We start from the raw sequence: 20,161 nt of genomic DNA, 5'->3' as shown, positions 1-20,161 counted from the left end.
ACAGTGATAGTACCTATAGGAGACCCCATGCTCACCATCGCCGTCACCGGAGCCACTGGAGCCCAGGGTGGGGCCACCGCCCGCGCCCTGCTGACAGCTGGGCACCGGGTGCGCGCGCTCACCCGCCATCCCGCCTCACCCGCCGCCGAAGCCCTACGCGGCCTCGGCGCCGAGGTGCGCCACGCCGACTTCGACGACCGCCCCTCGCTTGCGGCCGCCCTCACCGGAGCGGACTCCCTCTTCGCGGTCACCACCCCGTTCGGTACCGACACTGCCACCGAAGTCCGACAGGGCAAGGCCCTCGTCGATGCCGCGGCGGAGGCCCGTCTCGGGCACATCGTGTTCACCTCCGCCGCCCACGCCGACCGGGGCACCGGCATCCCGCACTACGAGAGCAAGCACCTGGTCGAGCAGAACCTGCGCACAGCCGGGGTCCCCTGGACGGTGATCGCCCCGGCGGCATTCATGGACAACTACGCCAGCGGCTGGACCCTCGACGGGCTACGCGACGGCACCTTCGCCTGGCCCATGCCCGCCGACCGACCCCTCACGCTGATCCCCGCCTCGGACATCGGCGCGTTCGCTGCGCTGGTTCTCCAGCGCCGTGACGAGTTCACCGGCCGCCGCATCGACATCGCCTCCGACGAGCGCACGCCTGGCCAGATGGCGGAGATCCTCGCAGCCGCCATCGGTCGCCCGATCGCCCACCAGGAGGTACCCCTGGCCTACGTCCGGACCCGATCGGCCGACCTGGCGGCCATGTTCGAGTACTTCACCACCGTCGGCCTCGACGTCGATGCCACCGCGTTGCGACGCGACTACCCCGAAGTCAACTGGCACAGCTTCACCGACTGGGCCGTCGCCCAGGACTGGCCCGCACTCCTGTCCATGGCGCCTGCGCATCAGTGACGTTCTCCGACCGCGGCTGCGGCCCGGCCGCCGGCCCCGCCCGCCGGCTTACATCACCAACGCCCTCGCCTGGCGTACTTCAGCGCGCCGCCCCATGCCGACGGCGCCACAGTCCAACACCGTTGCCCGGAGGACGTCGGACAACACCACCCACCGATGAAAGAGCACGCTCATGAAACCGATCGGCTACTGGCTCAACCGCACCGACAGGGCCCTCACCTGCTACATGAACGACATGCTGGAGGAGTTCGGCCTCACACGCATCGCCTGGCAGGTCCTCAACGTCATCCGCGACACCCCCGAGGTCGCCGACACCGAAGTCCTGTCGACCCTGGCCGCCAACGCCGGCACCGTCACGCTGACCGGGGCGATCGAAACCGTTCTCGCCGACGGCTGGGCGAACCGTCCCGCACCAGACCGGCTCGCCCTTACGCATCGCGGTCGCCGGCGCCTGGCCGACGTGGCCGTGCGTGTCGACGCGTTCCGCGAGCTGTCCATGTCCGGCATCTCCCTGGACGAGTACCGCACAGCCGTCCGCGTCCTGGAACGTATGAGCCAAAACCTTGAAATGGCGACGCGCGTCAGCCGTCCCGTCTGATCGGATCTTGCTTTCACGAGGTCTTCTGACCAGCGAGGATGCGCTGAGGGTGCGATGGGTGCGGAATCGGTCGATCCAGCCCCACTGGCCACGTTCGCCTCCCTGGGTGACGCGATGCACCGGGCCCGGGGACTTGGGCATACGACCGGGACGGACGGACAGGCCGGATCACCCGCACCGGCGCGATGCCGTACACCACGTCCGTGGACGCGACCGGGGCGGCTCCAGAGTAGGGTGTCGTGGTCGCCGTTAGATACCCCTTAGGCAGTGAATGCCTGAAAGGGGAGAACTTCCTTCTGTTCGGCAGGATATGACCGCACCGGCTCGACAGCCCGCGCCACCCGCTCGCCGAGGAGCGTGGAGTCTCGATGAGTTCCTGACGCTTTCGCACTCGTTCGACAACGTGCGCGCCACGCTGCTGCAAGCGGTGGGCGGCCTCGCCGGTCGTGCCGCAGCCGATCGCCTGGGTGTCGGCCGGACCGAGTAGGCATGGCCTCCCCTCACGGTCGTCCCGGAGCTCGGACGGGTTCCGACGGAATGGCTCAGAGCTGCGACCTACCGCTACAGTGCGATGCTTGTTCGATTCGGTAAGTGGCGTAGGGGGAGATTGTGAGCGTCCAACTGCGAGAAACCGCACAGGCTTTGGCGCAGACGCTCTGGCGGGAACACACCGTCTACCGCGAGCGGTCTGGGGGAGTGGTCATCCGCGGCGAGCATGTAAAGCGCTGGATCAGTCTCGCGCCGGCTGGAGGCAGGGACGAGATCCTCGTCCGTGCGGGTCGCATCCTCGATGGCGGTACCACCGCGCCGGCGCGAGCAGAAGCTGTGGTGTCGCTCTCCACTGAAACCGTCCAGCTGGCGGCGACCTGCCGCCGCCTGCTCGCCGAAGCGGCCTCCGGTCCCACGCCGGCCGCGTCCAGGCCGGCGGCACCTCATCAAGCGACCAACTCCGCCGCGCGAAAGAGGCGAAGTGCGGGTGCGAGGGGCTTCGGCTACTGGGTGATAGTCGCTTGCGTGGTCGGGATTGCAGCCCTCTCGATCTACGGCGCCTCGGTGCCTTCGTAACGGGCCCGGCAGAAGAACCCGTGCACGTCGAGCTCTTCGGCAAGGAGCCCGAGGAGCTCGACGGTGCCGACGATGAGGGCGACGGCGATGGGGAGTTCGGTGCTGGTGAGGTTGCGGAGATTTTACGAACTGCCTGGGAGAGATTCGGAAACAGCCGGTTCACCCGGGAAGTACGCCGCGGTAACACGCGCTTCCTAACGTCCGGCCGTGAGCGACGCAGTTCGTCGCAGTTCCCACGGCACCCCAGGAGGCGCGGCATGACCCAGGCTGATGCGAAACCGGCTGTCGCGGCGGAGCCCGCCCGCGGGCAGGCGGTATCGGAGACCCTGGAGGACTACACCCTCCGGTTCGCGCCGCGCAGCTACCGCCGTTGGACGCCGATGGTGGTGGCGACCACCGCACTGGGCGGCATCGCCTACATGGCCGACTTCTCCATAGGCGCGGGTATCGGCCTCACCCACGGCACCGGGAACGCGCTGGCCGCGATCCTCGTCGCGGCGGTGGTCATCTTTGTCACCGGTTTTCCGCTCGCCTACTACGGGGCGCGGTACAACATCGACCTGGACCTGATCACCCGCGGCTCCGGCTTCGGGTACTACGGCTCGGTGCTCACCAGCGTCATCTTCGCCAGCTTCACCTTCATCTTCTTCGCGCTCGAAGGCTCGATCATGGCGCAGGGGCTGAAGCTGGGCCTGGGGCTGCCACTGTGGCTGGGCTATCTGGTCTCCACCTTCATGGTGATCCCGCTGGTCATCTACGGGATGAAGGCCCTCAGCAAGCTCCAGGTCTGGACGACCCCGGTCTGGCTGCTGCTGATGGCGGGCCCGCTGCTCTATCTGGTCGCCACCGACCCGGGAACGGTACAACGCTTCGTTTCGTACGCGGGCTCCGACGGACGCAGCGGCGTCAACACCGCGTCGGTGCTGCTGGGCGCGGGCGTCTGCCTGTCGCTGATCGCGCAGATCGGTGAGCAGATCGACTATCTGCGCTTCATGCCGCCCAAGACCGAGGCGAACAAGCGCAGTTGGTGGACGGCCGTGGTGATGGCCGGCCCCGGCTGGGTGGTGCTGGGCGCGCTGAAGCAGGCCATCGGGCTCTTCCTTGCCGTCTATGTCCTCGCGGAGGTGGGCCCGGCCGCGGCCACCGAGCCCATCCAGCAGTTCACGGGGGCCTTCGCCGCGATGCTGCCCTCGTGGCTGGTGGTGCCGCTGGCCGTGGTCCTCGTCGTGATCAGCCAAATCAAGATCAACGTGACGAACGCCTACTCCGGTTCGCTGGCGTGGACCAACTCCTTCACCCGGGTCACCAAGCGCTACCCGGGCCGGATGGTCTTCGTGCTGGCCAACTTGGCGTTCGCCCTGGTCCTGATGGAGGCGGACATGTTCAGCTTCCTCAACGCCATCCTGGGCTTCTACTCCAACTGCGCCATCGCCTGGGTCGTCACCGTCGCCACCGACATCATCGTCAACAAGTACCTGCTGAAGCTGTCCCCGCACGCTCCCGAGTTCCGCCGGGGCATGCTGTATGCCGTCAACCCCGTGGGGGTGGTGGCCTTCACCGCCGCCTCCGGGCTGTCGATCGCGATGTACTTCCATGCCCTGGGCGACAGCCTCCAGCCGTACTCACCGGTCGCGGCGGCCCTGATCGCCTTCGTCCTCACGCCGCTGATGGCGCTGGCCACCAAGGGCCGTTACTACCTGCGGCGCACCGATGACGGAATCGACGAACCGCTGTTGGACGCGGACGGCAACCCCAGCGCGACCATCTCCACCTGCCATGTCTGCCGGCAGGACTTCGAGCGCCCGGACCTGGCCGCCTGCCACACCCACGACGCGGTGGTCTGCTCGCTGTGCCTGAGCACCGACCGGGCCGGCGACCATGTGCTGCCCGCCGTCTACTAGGGCGCGTATTGGGCCGTGATCCATGGGCGGGCCGGGTGAAGCCTCGTTGGCGCTGGCGGCCGGTGTCATACCTTGCGGCTATGGTCCGCGCTATGACCGATGATCAGATACAGGCTGAACAGACCCTCGTCGCCTGGGCGCGGATCGAGACGTGGTTGAAGGCGCATGCGCCTCGCACCTTCGAGCGGTTGCCCGCGCCCGCGACGGAGGGCGAGCTCCGCTCGCTGGAACAGGACCTCGACTTGACGGTTCCGGCCGATGTGCGCGCCTTCTACCTGGTGAGCAATGGCACCGGACCAGCCTCGGATTTCGACTGGCCCACATCCCGCGACGCTCCCGAGCCGACCGGTTACTTCCTGCCCGATGGTGAGGGGATCGGCCCCCTGGAGAACCTGGGCACGTGGTTCGAGGGCCCGGTCGCGGCCGAGCGCCTGGACGACGAGCCCGGGCAGCGGTACCTGCCGATCACCACCATCGACCCGGACGGCTTCTACGGCAGCTTCGTCGACTGCACCCCCGGCCAGGGGTACGGGCTGCTCGGGGACTATGCCGAGGCGGAGTTTCCGGACCCGGGCGAGGCGACGTTCGCCGCTTACCTGACCGAGGTCGCCAACGCGCTGAGCGAGGGGCGGGGCTTTGGGGGCGACAGCGCGCCGCGCGTGGTCGACGGGCGCCTCGACTGGCGGTAGGGGGTCACCGGCCCGCCGGCGGCGGCGGGGCGCAGCCGCCCGTCGCCCACAATCAGGGCGTCTAACGACCTCTTGCTCGGGTGTCTTCTGCGTCTTCGGGCTCATGGCCGAGGCCGACTTCGAGGCCGAGGTGGTCGGAGGAGACGCGCAGGTACGCACCGGGGCAGTTCGGCCGCAGCAGCTGTCGGCGACCGCTCAGCGGCATGTGATGAGGGGGCCGGCCCAGTCGGCGTGGTCGGAGTTGTTGCCGTTGCCGCCGTCGGTGACCACGAGACGCAGCTCGCTGCCGCCGGTCAGGTCTGCCGTGAGGTGCTTCGCGGGCTGGTCGACCGTCATCAGCCCGCTGTCGGCGACCTTCGTGCCGTCCCGGTAGACCTGGAAGACCACTGAGCCGTTCGCGCCCACCTCGTCGTCGACGCCCACGTTCACACTCAGGGCGGAGCAGGCGCCGCCGAGGTGATAGGTGATCTCGCTGAAGGCGTGAGCCCCCAGCCCTTCGGGGTAGTGGGTTCCCTGGATCGTGAGGGGGCGTCCGTCGATGCTGCGATTCAGCATTACCGGCGCCCAGCCGTTCTTGCTGGAGGTCCACGGCCGGGCGCCCAACGCGGTGGTGCGGGCGGTCGACGGCTTGCCCTCGGAGCCTGGGTGCGCGGAGGGCGACGGCTTCGCCGACGAGGGGGGCCGGGAGCTCGGATGCTTCGACGCCGTGGTGCGGGTGGGGGGGCGGGGAGCCCGACGCCGAGCTGGAGGCGTCCGCCGAGCCGCTGGCCGAGGCCGTCGGCGGGTGGTCCGAAGTGGTGGCCGACGAGAGACCGGACCGTCCAGGGCTGCCGGCCGAGGCATCATGGCGCGCCGGTGCGGCGTACCGCCGCCAGCAGGCTGTCCCGCCACGCCGTATCAGACCCCACTCCCGGCTCGGGGCAGTGCAGGACGCCGCCGATGGCTTCCTTCGCCAGATCCGCTGCGGCCTGGGAGGACCTGGAGCAGGCGCGGGCGTAGGCCAGTACGGCGGCGTAGTGCCGGCGGTGGAACTCGTCGAGGGCCTCTTCGCCTACCTCGGCTGCCCTGTCCGGAGCCGACGCGCCATACGGGTCAACTGCCGCTCGGGCGCCGGTCCGGGCTGCCGTTCGGATGCGCTGGACCAGCTCGGTGTCGGAAGGTGCTGTCCCACCGATGGTGTCGAACTGCTCGTACATAAGTGGGAACTGACCCTTCAATGTCTGACGAAGAGTGAAAATACCGCAAGGTATGGGCGGGTGCGATGGCCGGCCCGTCGTAGTGGTCGTACTGGGACGAGGAACCGATGCTGATGGCGACCGTCACTTGACAGGTCATCGGTCATTGCCTGCACGAGCGCAGGATGGGCTGCCACCCATGCTCGGCCCGGCGAGCAACCTGCGGCACGGTGGTTCGCAGAGCTGACACAGAAGAAGCTCAAGCGAGGAGTCCACCGCTCCGTCCAGGCCCTCGAACGCGACATCCGTGCCTGGCTCGCCGACTGGAACGAGCAACCCAGCCCCTTCATCTGGACCAAGACAGCCGACGAAATCCTCGACAAAGTCGCCGCCTACTGCCGACGAATCTCTGACTCAGGTCACTAGATGTTTTGAACTGGTTCTTGAGGCGCGATCGACTTGAGCCAGTCGTCGACAGTGACGACATCCGCCCATCGCGGGAACAGCCGCTCGACGAGCACCCGGTGCACCTCTGGATCGGTGTCCAGACAGGCTTCGGGCAGGACGGTGAGGCCGAAGTCCATATCGTTGGCCTGGCACAGGGTGGACAGCACCACTGCGCTGGTGGCGATGCCGGTGAGCACGAGGCTGTCGATACCGCGTGCCCTCAGCACGACGTCGAGATCGCTGCCCGAGAACGCACTCGCCCTTCTCTTGGTGACCACCACATCGCCCGGCCGGGGCGCGACCTCCGGGTGGATCTCGGTGCCTGGAGCGCCCTCAACGAAGAGGCCGGCCTGCGCGATAGCAGCCAGCGGCCTGTTGCGCGTGCCGACTTCCGGGAAGCCGGGACGTAGCGCGATGACCACGTAGATCACGGGGATGTCCGCCGCCCGGGCCCCGTCGATCGCCCTGCGCAGGCGTGGCAGGTATGCGGAGTCGGCGTCGACGAGGTCCACAATGGCCTGTTGGACGTCCATCACGAGGAGGGCGCTGCTCATATCGTCTCCAGGAACGAAGTCGGTTCGGCAGGGGAATGGGCTGGGTTTCCCAGTACATCACCGTGATTCGGCGTTCGGACCCGTCAATTCTGACCGTGCCGCCCATCGGAATCACCACCTGCGGGTCGGTGTGGCCGAGGTCGACGTCGAATACCGTCAGCATGTCCGGGGCGTACTCGGAAAGCGCCCGCAGCACCGCCTTGCGCTGGGCGCTCCGGTACTCGGCACGCTGATCGGCATTGTTGCGATTTTGGAAGGACCATGCCTTGGCGCGTCCCAGCAGCAGCGCGGAGAACTGCCGGAGCAGCCCGCGCTCGCCCATGTTGCGAAGGATCCGGTAGACCTGCTCGTCGCGCGGCATCTCCTCTGAGGTCTCCAAGAACAGCACATGCCCGGCGTACTGATCGACCGGAAGGATTTCCCGGTCGGCCATCATCAGCCAGGACAGGATTTCCAATTCCCCTCCCCAAGTACGCCCCTCAACGACCTGGTCCGCGTTGTGCCATATCCAGGTGCCTGCCGGCTCCATGGCGGGTTCGGCCTCAAGCGTCGCCGGGTCCTGCCACAGGCCGTCCTCCGCTCGTGTTTCCTTCGGCTCCGTGAGCTCGAACGGCTCGGAGGTGAATAGCGCGGCGCGCAACGGGCGGGCACCCACGCACACGTCCGGACCACCTATGCGGCGACAAAGCGGACAGCTCACGCCGGAACCGGCATTACCTGCGCCGACGACAGATCCGGCACACGATTCACGAACGCCGGGACCAGCGGGCCAATCGCCGGCGGCGTGGCAGCCGCGGCGGTCGCCCTGCCGGATTCGACCGGGGCCGCTTTACCCGCATCCCGTAACGCGGGATGAGACAAGGTCGCACGGTTTGCGTATTGCCTCACAACGAAACAGCGAAGCCGGCCCGTGGACGTTCTGGCGAGCTGTCGCTGTCCACGGACGTTGGTTTGAGGAGGACTGCCGGTGGGATTCAACGACACGGAACCTCAGCAAGCTCACGGTTCAGCTCCTGATGCCGCGCAAGACATCTGGGACTCCTTCCAAGCCGTGCTGGACTCCCTGGACGCCGCACGCGCCGACCTCTACGCGTTCGACGAGCGGCAGGGCTGGGCCGAAATCCCGCCGGCGACCTGGTGCGAACGCAGCGAACCGGCCATGAGCGCCGGCTTGGCCGAGCCGATCCCGTCCCTGTTCTCGCCGCCGGCTCCGCCCCCGCCCCGACCGACACAGCCGGCGGGGGACAGGCTGGAGGGTCGGGATCCGGGGCGTCCGCAGGCCGTCGCGCCGTCTGCCGCGGAGCCGGAGTGGACCGGTGGCGTACGTCAGGTCGATGCTCCGCAGGACGTCGTGGTGGAGCCGCTGTGGTTCCGCAACAGGCAACTGGAGACTGTTCCGCCCCCGCTGGCGGGAAAGCGGCCGACGGCCAGTGGCACAGACGAGGCGTACGCCTCGCCGCCGGTGACCTTCCTGCCCCCAGCTCCCCTGCAGGAGGACGCGCCCCGCCGGGCCGGCTCGGACATCACTGGGTCCGCCATCCCCCAACGCCCGGCCGCGCCCTCGGAGGACCTCCTCGCCCCGCCCCTGGAGGCGTCACCGGGACGAGTCCGTGCGCACGCGAAGGACAAGCGCCGAGGATGGCGGCCATTCACCAGCCGACGGGACACTCGTGTCGCCGGAGTCTTCGGTCTGGGCGCCGTGAGCGGACTGATCGTCGCCTCTTCGCTGCTGGGCAGCGATAACCCGGCCCCGGTCGTCCCGCCCACGTCCTCCGGACAACTGGCCCCTCCACTGCCCGACGGCCCGGCCCCGCCGTCCGGGCAACTGGGCGGGAACCCGGCTGCCGCCCTCCCCGAGATCCCAGCCACGGGCGTGCTGCGCCAGGGCGACAGCGGCCATGGCGTATACGAGTTGCAGGTACGTCTGCTCCAGATCCCGAATGTCTACGAGGGGGGCGCGATCGACGGCCGTTACGGCGCAGACGTCCGCGCGGCCGTGGCCCGATTCCAGAAGTGGTACAGCGTCCGCGGCGACGAGACGGGCGTCTACGGCGACCAGACCCGACGTGCCCTGATGTTGCGGACCAAGTAGTGCCCGCCAGGTCTGTTTGCGGTTCCTCCTGACGGACCGCCCGGTCAGCAGAGACCGGAGGCGGCGCGAGCCTGCCCCACTCCGGATCGCGGGCACCGAGACAGACCACCATGTCCGCAGCGGCGAGTTGCCGGGCGGCCTCTCGCCCAATCCCTGGTTCCCGCCTGTCACCGTAGCTGTGTCCTGCGAAGTTGTGAGGAAAGTGGCATCGGTCTCGCTTACGTTAGTCCAGGTCAGGAAGGGTGGGCGACGGTGTGGTGAGTGAACGCGGGCCTGTGCTGTACGCGCTGTCCGCGCTACGCCGGCTGAAGACTTCGCTGAGGGCGTGGGGGAGTGGGGAAGAGGACCGCCGCCGACTCGCAGTCGGCGCGTTGCTGCGCCGTTCGCCCGGGCTCTCGTACGTCCCGAACTGCCGTGCATCACCCCCCGAGCCCCGCCCGGCCACCGTGCCGCGCAGGGCGGACGGGAAGGCGGCCGGGGGCACCTCGATCTCGTTCATCGCCGTGGCGTACACGAGGTAGCGGCGGCGTGCTTCGCCGTGGCGGCCCGTGGCGGTCAGCAGGGAGACCAGACCGAGATGGGCGTCCTCGTCGTAGGGGTCGCGCTCCAGGAGCCGCAGGCGGTAGTGCGCCTCGGAGTGGTGGTCGTCGCTCTCGGCGGCGGCCGCGGCGAGTTGGGTGAGGAGTTCCAGATAGACGGCCTGCGCCTCCTCGCGCAGGCCCGCCGCCCACGGGGCGTACGGTTCGCCCTCCAGGACGTCCCCCCGGTACAGCTCCTCGGCGGCGGCCAGGGAGGCGAAGGCGCCGCTTCCGGTGCGCTGCGCACCGGCGATCGCATGGCGGGCGGCGGCCAGGAACTCCTGTACGTCGACGCGGAGCCGGGCCAGACCGACGACATGCTTGTCGGCGGTGATGAAGTGGTCCTGCGGCATCCGGCGTCCGGGGTCGAGCACGAGCCGTACCGTCGACAGGGCGACCGACAGACGGTTGGCGCAGCGAGCCGGGTCCTCGTCCGGCCACAGGGTGTCGATCAGGACCTCGCGGGACGTGGGCAGGCCGCGCCGGGCGACCAGCACCTTCAGCAGATCGCGGGCCTTCTTCGACTGCCACTCGTCGGCACTCACCGGTACACCGTCCCGGATCACCCGGAAGCCGCCCAGGACGCGGACGCTCACGCACGGTTCCCGGTCGGCCATGACCCGGTTGAGCAGACCGGCCGCCTCGGCCGCCGCGGGAGACACGCCGAACTGCCTTAACCGGAGCGTCGCTTCACGCAGCGTCCGAACCGGGCCCCGCTCCGGCGCGGGACGCAGCCGCGCCCGGGCCACGGCCACTCGCGCCACCGCCAGCGGACGCTGCGCCGTGGCCCACAACGCCTCCGCGTCGTCGAGGAGCCGTTGCCGTGCCTGCCCGTCGGCCAGGCACATCGCCTCCAGTTCGAGGATCTCCGCGCACGCCGTCCGCGAGATCTGCGCGGCCGGTTCCCCGGCCGCCTGCCGGGCCGCCTCGGCCGCCGTCTCGGGGCGGTTGTCCGCGAGAGCGATCCAGCCGCCGGCGAGCAGGGCACGGATCCGCTGCGGGCCCACGCACCCGTCGGCCGCCCGGCGCGCCAGCACGGCCGCGGTACCGGGCGCGTCGGTACATCGTGTCAGCGCCAGACCGGTCAGCGCCGAGGCCAGCAGCTGGGCATCGCCCGAGTGTTCCGTGCGCACCACCGCCTCCTGATAGGCCGCCCGTGCCGGGCCCAGATCACCGCGCTCCCGGTGCGCCTCCCCCAGGCCGACCAGCGCCGCGGCGCCCAGTTGGCCGCTCTCCAAGGACTCGCCGAGCCGCTGGTAGCCGTCGAGCGCGTCGGTGAAGTCCGTGATCGCACGGTCCAGTTCGCCGAGGGCCAGGTGCGCGGCGCCACGCCGACAGCGGGCCAGCAGTACCAGCGGCACATCGACGCCGTCATGGCCCCCGCCGAGGGCCCGCAGCGCGGTGCCGAGCGTGTCGCAGACGTCCTGGCAAGCGCCGTGCTCAAGACGTTCCGCCGCCAGGCTCGTATGGACGAACAGATGGAGCATCGCGTCCCCCGAGGAACGCGCCGCCTCCCCGGCCCGGTCCGCGTGATGCTTGGCGAGAAGGCCGTGGCCCTCCAACGCGGCGATCGTCGCGGCGGTGGTGTGGGTGACGGCCTGGGCACGGGGATCGCAGCAGTGCCGCAGGGCCCGTAGGGCGAGCTGTCCGAGCGCGCGCGCCGGGCGCAGCCTGCCCCGTGCGCAGTGGGCGGCGGCGGCCCAGGCAAGGGACGTGATCTCGTCCGGGGCCCCGGCCCCGGCGAGGGCGGTCCTGCGGTGGATCTCCAGGGCGCGGGCCGGCTCACCCAGCAACTGGTAGGTCATTCCCAGTCGCTGTCCGAGCGCCGGTTCCATGGGATCGGTCCAGGACGCGGCCCGGCGCAGCAGGCCGGGCGCGGCGGTCCAGTCCTCCCCGATGCCGCCCGTCGCGTGGCCGGACTCCTCGGTCGGTGTGATCGTCATCGTGCTCCCCCCAGCTCCGGGGCGGGACCCCGGACATGACGAGTGTGGTCGGGCGCTCGGGCGCGCGGTATCCGGGCGGCCTCGCTTCGGTATGGAGGTTTGCCGCCATGGGGGAGTGGAGGCAGGCTTTCTGTACACCGTGCGGCGGGACCGGGAAACTCGTGGGATGGCAGGTGTTCACGGATGGCCGGTCCGCGTCCTCGCCCTGTGCGGCGGACTCGGACTGCTCTACGCGGTGCTCGCCGGCGGCATCTGGATCTCCGCCGAGCGGACGCTGGCTTGGAGCCTGGGCGCGGTGCTGCCCTGCTATGCGGCCGGGCTGTTCCTGTGGTGGCGCGCTCCGGCACACCCGGTGGCCCGGCGGCTGGTGGTGGCCGGCTCCTGTGCGGCACTGGGGCTGGTCGTCCGCTTCACGCTGACGCTCTTCGTCGAACCGTTGGACTGGAACCCGCCCACGCCGCTGGTGTGGACCGCTTTGCTGGTGGCCAGGACGCTCGACGTGGTCGTGAGCGTGTTGCTGGTCCGCCTGGTGGCGCTGCTGCCGGACGGGCGCCACCGGCACGACTACGAACGTGTCCTGCTCGGTGCGTTGTGGCTGCTGACGCTCTGCCCGCCGGCCCTGATGGCGTCGGACATTCCCGAACAACAGCTGTCCCGGTTGCTGGTGCAGCCGGAGGCGTGGCTGCCGGCTGTGGGCGCGGGCCTGCTGCTCGTCCGGTCCCTGCTGTCGGCGCGGGACCGCGGTGCCCGAAGCAGCCGTCTGACGCTGGTCGCGGCGGTGGCGTTCGCCGTACTGCTGGGGCGCGGCTCATCGCGGCTGTTCCGGATGTGGCAGGGTGAGACGGGAGTCGCGTACTTCATCGGTGCGGTGCTCGGGGCGCTGCCCTATCTGCTGATCTCGGTCGGCGTGGTGTACGCCGGGTTCCGGCATCTGCTGCCCGGCATGGACATCGCCCTGCGCAAACCCGTGGTGTACGGGCTGCTCTGGCTGATCACCGGCGGCTGGTATCTGGGCATCACCACCGCGTTGGGCCTGACGGCGGGACAGTACCTGCCCATCGGTCTGGCGGTCTTGGTGGCGGTGAGCGCGACCATGCTGTTCCAGCCGGTGCGAGGGCGGCTCAACCAGCTCGCGGCGCGCCGGGTGTTCGGGGCACGCCCCTCCAACTTCGAACTGCTCGTGCAGTGCGGCACCACGCTGGAACACGCCTACGACGTGAAGCGGCTGGCACCGCAACTGGCGACCAGCCTGCGGGAGGGACTCGACCTGCGCTGGGTACGGGTCGAGCTGGGCGCGGCCGATTCCGGGGACGGGCCCTTCGCCGTGGCGACGGCCGGCTCCCGTACCGCGGGCGATATCGGTTCACGGGCCGGGGTGCGGCTGCGGCACGGCGAGGAGATCCTCGGGTTCATCGAGTACGGGCCCAAGAACGAGGGCTGGTTCACCCCCGAGGACCGCGACCTGGTCGAGACACTGGCCAGACAGGCGGCGCTCGCCGTGCACAACGCCCGGCTCACGGCCGAACTGTCGGCGCGGGTCGACGAGGTCCAGCGCCAGGCGAGCGAACTCAACGCCTCACGGACCCGGATAGTGCAGGCCCAGGACACCGAGCGGCGACGCATCGAGCGGCAGCTGCACGACGGTATCCAGCAGGAACTCGTGGCTCTGGTGGCGAAGTTACGGCTGGCGCGCAATCAACTGCGCGACAGCGGCGGCACCGTGGACAGCACCCTCACCGAGATCCAGGAGGACGCCGTCCGGGTCATCGACGAGTTGCGGGAGTTCGCGCACGGCATCCACCCCCCGGTCCTGACCGACCAGGGCCTCGCAGCGGCGGTGACCTCCCGGGCCCGCCGGCTGCCGATCCCCGTCACTGTCCATGTGGAACCCACGGTGTGCGCTCGGCGTTTCGCGCCCGAGATCGAGGAGTCCGCGTTCTTCCTGGTGTCCGAGGCGCTGACCAATGTGCTCAAACACGCGGACGCGGGCCGGGTGACCATCCGGATCTCGCACGTCGAAACAGCCCTGCTGCTGGCCATCAGTGACGACGGAGTCGGCTTCCCCACCGGGGCCCGGCTCGGCTCCGGGCTGACCGGGATGCGCGACCGGATCGAGGCGGTGGGCGGGGAGCTGTCCATCGAGTCCCGGCCCGGGGGCGGCACGACCGTCCATGCACGGCTCACCGAGCGGCGGAGGGAAACGACCCATGCCTGACCGGAACGCACCCGGGACGACCGCCCCCGAGCGGCTGCGCATCGTCATCGCCGAGGACCACTATCTGGTCAGGGAGGGGACCCGCAGGCTCCTTGAGGACACCGGCGAGGTCGATGTCGTTGCGGCGGTCGGTACGGCCGGGGAACTTCTCGACGCGGTCGAGCGGTTCCGGCTCGACGCGGTCATCGCGGACATCCGGATGCCTCCCGACCACCACACCGAAGGCATCACCGCCGCACACTCCATCCGGGCACGGCACCCGGACACCGGCGTGGTCGTCCTGTCGCAGCACGCCAACGAGCAGTACGCCTTCGCCCTGTTCCAGCGCGGCACGGACGGCCTGGCGTATCTGCTCAAGGAGCGGATCGGCGAGCTCGATCAGCTGCTGCGGGCCCTGCGCGAGGTGGCCGCGGGGCGCTCGGTGGTCGATCCGCGCATCGTGGAGGTGCTGGTCGGCAGCCACATCCGTACCACCGACTCACCGCTGGCCCAGCTCACCCGCCGCGAGCTCGACGTACTGCGGCAGATGGCGCAGGGCATGAACAACCGGACCATCGCCGAGTCGCTGTCGCTTTCGGAGTCGACCATCGAGAAGCACGTGAACTCGACGTTCGCCAAGCTGTGCCTGGCGGAGGAGTCCCAGCTGCACCGCCGGGTCACCGCCGTGCTCACCTATCTGCGGCACGGCCCGACCGGGCCGGCGTGAACGCGGCGCCGCGCGCCGGCCGGGCACATACCTCGCCCAGGTCCACCCGCTCACCCCGCCCGACCCGCACCTCGGTGGTACCGAGGGTGCGCCCGGCGCGGTTCGAGCAGCTGAGGGAGTACGACTCCGAGGGGCCGTAGGTGGCGGGCAGCGGCGATTGGAACGTCACCCGACCCGTCCAGTCGTCGGGGTCCGTCTTCGTCTGGTCGTAGTTGACGACGACGGCGGTGTAGCGGCCCGGGGAAGGGTCGAGGAGGACCGCCTGTTCGGAGTTGGCCCCGCCGGTGACGGACTGGGCCACGGGACGGCCGTCCGCGTCGAGGAGGTAGAGGTCCCAGTCGGTGCGGGGCGACGTCCAGGACACCGACACGCTCATCCGGCCGGCGTCGGCCTCCGGCGGACCGAGGACGGTGAACGGGACCCGGTCCGCGGCCGGGTCCTGCGGGAACCCGGTGTTCTCGGGCGGCAGACCGGGCGGATTGACGAGCTCGGCCACCGGCTGGGCCGGGCCCTGCGGGTCCCTTCCGTATCGTCCCGCGACATACGGCCGGGTGGAGGGGTTGACGGACCAGGTGAACCGGCCGCCAGGGGCGACCAGGTCCGACACGAGCGTGTCGGTGACCTGGAGCGGCGGCCCGGTCGAGCCGTCGGCCCCGCGCACCGGCGAGGTCGGGGTCCGGAAGGTCTTGTGGAGCCGCAGCCGGCGGCCGCGGGGCGCCGTGCCGGTCAGCGTCGCGTGCCCGGCCGGGTCAGCGGTGTGGGCGAGCAGATCGAACAGCGCCCGGCGGATTCCGCCCTTGCCCGCGCCGGCTGCCGGCGCCCTGCCGGTGTACTCGGCGACCACCGCGTCCGCGTACGGACCATGGGCCTTGGCGGGACCGATCTCCAGGGTGAAACCGAAGCCTCCGGTCGCCCAGTACGACCAGTCCTCCGTCATGCCCGTCGCCTCGTACAGCCTCCAGGCCGGTTCGCTGCGGTAGCCGGTGCGGGAGGCCAGCCGCGCGCCCAGGGTCCGGTAGGCCGGCTCGTCCAGCGGCGGACGGGTGTCGAGGGCTCCCGGCGGGCGCAGCACCAGATTGCCGTAGGTGTGCAGGGAGACGAGGTCGGTGACCTGCCGGGTGGAGACGAGATGGCGGACATTGCGGGTCTCGGGCTCGGAGAAGGGGGCGGGGCCGCGGTAGTAGTCGGCGTACCACTGCGGGGCACCGCCCACACCGCCCCAGAATCCCGCGTAGTTGCGGTTGAGGTCCACACCGCGGTCGCGGCCCGCGGGGTTGGCCCCGCACGCCCCCGAGGCGTGGGAGGACGGGGCGTCCAGGGCGCTGCAGTTCTTGCGCTTGTTCTCGTAGTCGAAGCGGGTGAAGTCACCCCGGGGCCCGGCCCGGCGGGAGACCGAGAACCCGTCGGGGTTCACCACCGGGACGATGACGGCACGGGTCCGCTCGAGCAGACCCCGGACCCACGGATCCGTGCGGTGGCCGCGCACCAGCTCATAGGCCCACTCCAGGGCGATCTCACCGCTGGGCCATTCGGTCGCATGGTGTAGACCCAGGGTGAGCAGCACCGGTTTGCCGTCGGCGATGTGCGGCGCGTGGCTGCTCACCTCGACTCCGGAGACGTCCCGGCCCTCGACCGTCGGGTGCGGCAGAACGAAGGAGCGCACGAGGGACGGGTGGGCGCGGGCGAGTTCCTTGAGCTCGTACTCGTACTCGTACAGATGGCGGTAGCCGGACCGTCCGGACGGCAACGCAGAGCTGTGCCGAATGCCGCCTTCCGTGCGAGCGGCGGCGGGTGCCGGGCCGCTCCCTGGGGGCCGCGCCAACAGGTCCACACGGAGCGACACCGTGCGCGCGGGCCCCAGCCTCCGGCAGCTCTGCACCACAAGGTGCCGGCCCTCGGCGACGGAGGTCTCGGCGAGTTCACGGCTGCGGGGCGCTGCCGAGGCCGCCAGGAGCGTGCCGCTGTCCGCGTCGAAGACGGCGAAGTCCCAGTCGCCCTCCGCCCCCGAGAGGGGCGCGAGCCGGGCGCGCAGCACTCCGTCCGCCGAGGCGGTCACCGGGCGCGCGGCCACGCCCGGTGTGTGCGGGGGCAGCAGGGCGGCGTGGCACGGCCGGGGCACCGCCCGCTCGGCGGACAGGACCTGCCGCGAGGAGGCGGCCGGTGCGGGCGATGCCGGCGCGAGCACGGCGAGGAGCGCCAAACCGCTCACCGCAGCCGCGAGCACGGCCCGTACCGCCCTACCGGAAGGATGCCGTGTCCTCATGTCCCGCTCCTGTCGTGTCGCCGTGCCGGGCCCGCGCCGGTCCGTGGCCGGTGCCCCCATGAAGGCACCCACCGTTCCCGCCGTCGGCGGGCGGGAACGGTGGGCGAGGGTGTCGCTGCGTCAGAAGGTGCTGCAGCACGTGCCCTGGGTCGGCGGCGGCCAGGCGCCGCTCTCGGCGGTCTCTTCCTCCAGGAGCTGGAGAGCGTTCACGTCGAACTCCATGATGTTCACCCCCTCTCCGCTGTCCGGTGGTGATGGACCGGTACGGCCGCGGCCGTACCGGAGTCTTCGTCGCCGTGACCCGTGAAGGAGCGCGGCTGCCACAGTCGGGGCCCGCCGTGGGCGAGGCGCAGCAGGAAGGCGAGGACTCCCGACAGGCCGGTGTTGAAGTCGGCCCACACCTCTGTCCCGCCGTCGTCCGGCAGGACGACGCGCCCGTCCCGCAGGACATGACGGACATGGATCCCTGCCGCGAGCTCTCCCGCCCACTCGCGGTAGGTGCCCGTGCCGCACGCCTCGGCGAGGTCGAGCAGGAACTCCCCGTCGCCCGCGAGACCGTGGCACTGAGCGGTGCCGACGTGCCAGCGGGAGCGGCGGACGGCGACGGCGGCCCCGTGCGCGGCCTCCCGGAAGGCGTCCTCGCCGGTCTCCTGCCACATCCGCACCAGGAACGTCCCGACACCGGAGGAGCCGCTGCACCAGTGGGTCTTGCGGGGGCTGTTCTTCTCCCCGCTGCGCCAGTACGCGGCGCCCTCCGCCACCTCGGCCAGAGCGAGCAGGGTCCGTGCGGCCTCGGCCGCCAGCTCCCCGTACGCGGCGGTGCCGGTGGCCCGCGCCGCCGCAAGCAGGAACGCGCCGATTCCGGCGGCACCATGGGCGAACCCGTAGTGAGCGATGTCGGACGGGCCGGCCAGGAGTTTCCCGGGCACGGGCCATACGACGGAGCCCTCGTTGCGGACGGCAGCCGACGTGAGATGGTCGGCCGCCTGCCGCGCCCGGTCGAGGAACCGCTCTTCTCCGGTGGCCTCCCAGAACCACAGCTGGGTCATGCCCGCACCGGCCACCCCGTGGCAGATGTCGGGACCGGGCCAGCGGACCGGAACCCGCACCGCCAGATCCTTCGCATGGGCGAGCAGCACCGCGTCGCCGAGCAGTACGGCGGCATCCAGCAGGGCCCAGGCGGTCCCGGACCTGCCGTAGTACAGCCCCGGAAGGGTCCGCGGCTCCCGCCCGACCCGTCGGCTGATCCACCGGGCCGCCTGTTCCAGGGCCGTACGCAGCCCCGGATGCGGCTCATCGGCGTGGGCGCGGACGAGCACGCCGAGGACACCCGCCGCGCCGTGCTGGACGTTGAACGCCTCCGTCGCCGCCCCCACCGGGCCGGTGGGCCACAGCCGCTCCGCGTGCTCCGGGTCCATGGTGACGAGGAGATGGTCGATGCCGTCCGAGACGAGTTGCTTCAGTTCGTGGCCCGCGAGACCGCGCGCCGGGGCGAGGCCGCTGGGCGACCTCTCGTCGACGGCCGTCTCCGCCAGCCGGTCCAGGACCTCGTCCACACCGGGCCGCTGATCCGGGTCCTCCTGGAGGAGGTCCAGGATCAGCGGGGCGAGCCGGTGCGCCGCCGCGTTGCCGGACGACAGGCGTAGCAGCCAGGCGGCGAGGCGCTCGCTGTACGGGCGGGTGGCCGGTGCGTCGGCAGCGAGCAGCGGGTCGACGCCGCTTACCAGGTAGAAGAGGGTGGCACCGAGGCTGTAGAGGTCAGATGCGGGGCGGGGCGCCGCACCGATGCTGGGCGCGGTGCTCTGCTCGGCGCCCGCGTATCCCGGTGTGTGGATGCGGGTCGTGGGTTCGCCGGGCCGGGCGAGCATCTCCAGGTCGATGAGGCGCACCTCGCCGCTGCCACTGATCATCACGTTGTTGGGGTTGAAGTCCCGCAGCACCCACCCCGCCGTGTGGACGGAGCGCATGACGCCGGTCAGGCCGCGCGCCAGGCGCAGGGCGTCTGAGAGGGGGATCCCCCAGGGGCCCCCGTCGTCGAAGACGAGGTGGTCGAGCACCCACTGACGCAGCGTCGTGCCGGGAACGGCCTCCTGCACGAGGAACATGTCGTTCTGCTGCTCGAAGACGCAGACCGGGCGTGGGGTGTAGCCGCTGTCGGCGAACAGGTCCAGCATGGCGGCCTCATGGCGCCGCCGGTCGCGGACGTCCTGGCCGGTCAGGGTCGCGGCGGTGTGCGGGCGTGCCTGCTTGACGATGACGGGGTCGCCGGTTGCCTGGTCGGTGGCCCGGTAGACGCCGCCGGCGAACGCGTGCCGGATCACTTCATGGACCAGGTAGCGGCCGTCCAGCAGAACCGGTTTGGGGGCCGGGGCCGCGGCCTTACGAGGCGCGGGGGCCTGCTCCACAGCGAAGGGGTCACGGGGTGCCCAGGGCGGCGGGGAGAACCACGGCTTGCGCTGGTCACGCACGAGTGTGCCGTCCGGAGCGATCAGCATCGCCTCGTGCATGCCTGCGTCGCTCAGGGCACGTACGCCGTTGAACACTCCGTACCGGTAGTGGACCAGGCTGCCCGGAAAGCACGGACGGTCGGAGAGGACACCCGGCCCCGGCAGCCCCTCGGTGGCCCGGTGCAGCTCATCAGCCAGGGCGCGCAGCCCGTCGTCGTCGCACTCCGGGTAAACGGTGAGGAACTTGCCTCCGCCGCCCCGGTCGTAGCGGTGCGACACCAGCTCCCCGGCACGGCCGACGGTGCCGGCGAACTTGAACCTGCACCGCCGGCGTACGAGCACCTGCGCGGCACGGGACAGGACCAGCGGCGCGGACAGCGGAGTCGCGGAGATGTGCAGCTTCCAGCCCTGCACCCTGGTGGGCTCGTCGACGGGGGACACATAGCACCAGAAGTCCCCCGGGCGGACGCGCCATGCGCCGCCCTCGTCCTGGTGCCGGGAGCACACCGACTCCACGATATCGACGAGGAAGGCGTCGTCGCCCGCGCGTCGTGCGTCCCGCGGCGGCATCGAATCCAT

15 protein-coding genes and 3 pseudogenes are annotated in these 20,161 nt (G+C 70.7%); 10 read left to right on the top strand and 8 right to left on the bottom strand.

Features of this window, described 5'->3' with window-relative positions:
- The first annotated feature begins 27 nt into the window (after positions 1-27).
- The 5 genes from WAB15_RS01990 to WAB15_RS01970 all read left to right on the top strand — a co-directional run bounded on the left by WAB15_RS01990 (position 28) and on the right by WAB15_RS01970 (position 5,162).
- The gene (locus WAB15_RS01990) at positions 28-909 is read left to right on the top strand and encodes an NmrA/HSCARG family protein (RefSeq protein WP_407285053.1); all 882 of its coding nucleotides are present in this window, start codon (positions 28-30) and stop codon (positions 907-909) included.
- Positions 910-1,081: 172 nt separating this feature from the next.
- Positions 1,082-1,507 carry a MarR family winged helix-turn-helix transcriptional regulator gene (locus tag WAB15_RS01985; protein ID WP_407285052.1) on the top strand — a complete coding sequence of 142 codons (426 nt, stop codon included), beginning with the start codon at positions 1,082-1,084 and terminating at the stop codon, positions 1,505-1,507.
- A gap of 609 nt (positions 1,508-2,116) precedes the next feature.
- Positions 2,117-2,572: a hypothetical protein gene (locus tag WAB15_RS01980; RefSeq protein ID WP_407285051.1), complete on the top strand. Its 456-nt coding sequence runs from the start codon at positions 2,117-2,119 to the stop codon at positions 2,570-2,572.
- A gap of 257 nt (positions 2,573-2,829) precedes the next feature.
- Entirely contained in the window at positions 2,830-4,473 is a 1,644-nt protein-coding gene (locus WAB15_RS01975) for a purine-cytosine permease family protein (RefSeq protein ID WP_407285050.1), read from the top strand.
- A 92-nt stretch (positions 4,474-4,565) separates the two neighbouring features.
- Positions 4,566-5,162, top strand: a complete 597-nt coding sequence (locus WAB15_RS01970; protein ID WP_407285049.1) for an SMI1/KNR4 family protein — start codon at positions 4,566-4,568, stop codon at positions 5,160-5,162.
- Between the two features lie 195 nt (positions 5,163-5,357).
- Here the strand turns inward: WAB15_RS01970 and WAB15_RS01965 are convergent, their stop codons facing one another.
- Positions 5,358-5,717, bottom strand: coding sequence for an NPCBM/NEW2 domain-containing protein (locus WAB15_RS01965; protein WP_407285048.1), 360 nt, complete (start codon positions 5,715-5,717; stop codon positions 5,358-5,360).
- 287 nt (positions 5,718-6,004) lie between these two features.
- Positions 6,005-6,358, bottom strand: a complete 354-nt coding sequence (locus WAB15_RS01960; protein ID WP_407285047.1) for a hypothetical protein — start codon at positions 6,356-6,358, stop codon at positions 6,005-6,007.
- 207 nt (positions 6,359-6,565) lie between these two features.
- On the opposite strand from WAB15_RS01960, the pseudogene WAB15_RS01955 reads away from it, so the two are divergent.
- Positions 6,566-6,763, top strand: a pseudogene (locus WAB15_RS01955) (IS630 family transposase); the annotation flags it as partial.
- On the opposite strand, the gene WAB15_RS01950 reads toward WAB15_RS01955, so the two are convergent.
- On the bottom strand, positions 6,760-7,338 hold the full coding sequence (locus tag WAB15_RS01950; protein WP_407285046.1) for a cysteine hydrolase family protein: 579 nt from the start codon (positions 7,336-7,338) through the stop codon (positions 6,760-6,762). The pseudogene WAB15_RS01955 and the gene WAB15_RS01950 sit on opposite strands and share 4 nt — an antisense overlap.
- A 145-nt stretch (positions 7,339-7,483) precedes the next feature.
- A pseudogene (locus WAB15_RS01945) lies at positions 7,484-7,771 on the bottom strand (LD-carboxypeptidase); the annotation flags it as partial.
- A gap of 200 nt (positions 7,772-7,971) precedes the next feature.
- Here WAB15_RS01945 and WAB15_RS01940 point away from each other — a divergent pair.
- A pseudogene (locus tag WAB15_RS01940) lies at positions 7,972-8,175 on the top strand (IS5/IS1182 family transposase); the annotation flags it as partial.
- Between the two features lie 214 nt (positions 8,176-8,389).
- Positions 8,390-9,430: a peptidoglycan-binding protein gene (locus tag WAB15_RS01935; protein WP_407285045.1), complete on the top strand. Its 1,041-nt coding sequence runs from the start codon at positions 8,390-8,392 to the stop codon at positions 9,428-9,430.
- Between the two features lie 223 nt (positions 9,431-9,653).
- Here WAB15_RS01935 and WAB15_RS01930 read toward each other — a convergent pair whose 3' ends face one another.
- The gene (locus tag WAB15_RS01930; protein WP_407285044.1) at positions 9,654-11,951 is read right to left on the bottom strand and encodes a BTAD domain-containing putative transcriptional regulator; all 2,298 of its coding nucleotides are present in this window, start codon (positions 11,949-11,951) and stop codon (positions 9,654-9,656) included.
- A 166-nt stretch (positions 11,952-12,117) separates the two neighbouring features.
- Between WAB15_RS01930 and WAB15_RS01925 the strand changes: the two genes are divergently transcribed.
- Positions 12,118-14,166 carry an ATP-binding protein gene (locus WAB15_RS01925; protein ID WP_407285043.1) on the top strand — a complete coding sequence of 683 codons (2,049 nt, stop codon included), beginning with the start codon at positions 12,118-12,120 and terminating at the stop codon, positions 14,164-14,166.
- Positions 14,159-14,872, top strand: a complete 714-nt coding sequence (locus tag WAB15_RS01920; RefSeq protein ID WP_399147950.1) for a response regulator — start codon at positions 14,159-14,161, stop codon at positions 14,870-14,872. Before WAB15_RS01925 ends, WAB15_RS01920 begins: the two co-directional genes overlap by 8 nt.
- Here the strand turns inward: WAB15_RS01920 and WAB15_RS01915 are convergent.
- From WAB15_RS01915 to lanL, 3 genes are all read right to left on the bottom strand, one after another.
- Positions 14,835-17,135, bottom strand: coding sequence for a M14 family zinc carboxypeptidase (locus WAB15_RS01915; protein WP_407285042.1), 2,301 nt, complete (start codon positions 17,133-17,135; stop codon positions 14,835-14,837). The genes WAB15_RS01920 and WAB15_RS01915 overlap by 38 nt on opposite strands.
- Positions 17,136-17,255: 120 nt before the next feature.
- Positions 17,256-17,357 carry an ALQxL family class IV lanthipeptide gene (locus WAB15_RS01910; RefSeq protein WP_397885668.1) on the bottom strand — a complete coding sequence of 34 codons (102 nt, stop codon included), beginning with the start codon at positions 17,355-17,357 and terminating at the stop codon, positions 17,256-17,258.
- A gap of 5 nt (positions 17,358-17,362) precedes the next feature.
- The gene (lanL, locus tag WAB15_RS01905) at positions 17,363-20,161 is read right to left on the bottom strand and encodes a class IV lanthionine synthetase LanL (protein WP_407285041.1); all 2,799 of its coding nucleotides are present in this window, start codon (positions 20,159-20,161) and stop codon (positions 17,363-17,365) included.

The sequence above is a fragment of the Streptomyces sirii genome (assembly GCF_045690365.1).
Classification (GTDB): domain Bacteria; phylum Actinomycetota; class Actinomycetes; order Streptomycetales; family Streptomycetaceae; genus Streptomyces; species Streptomyces sirii.
Note: the sequence above shows the minus strand (reverse complement) of the source record. Positions and strands in the feature narration are given on the sequence as shown.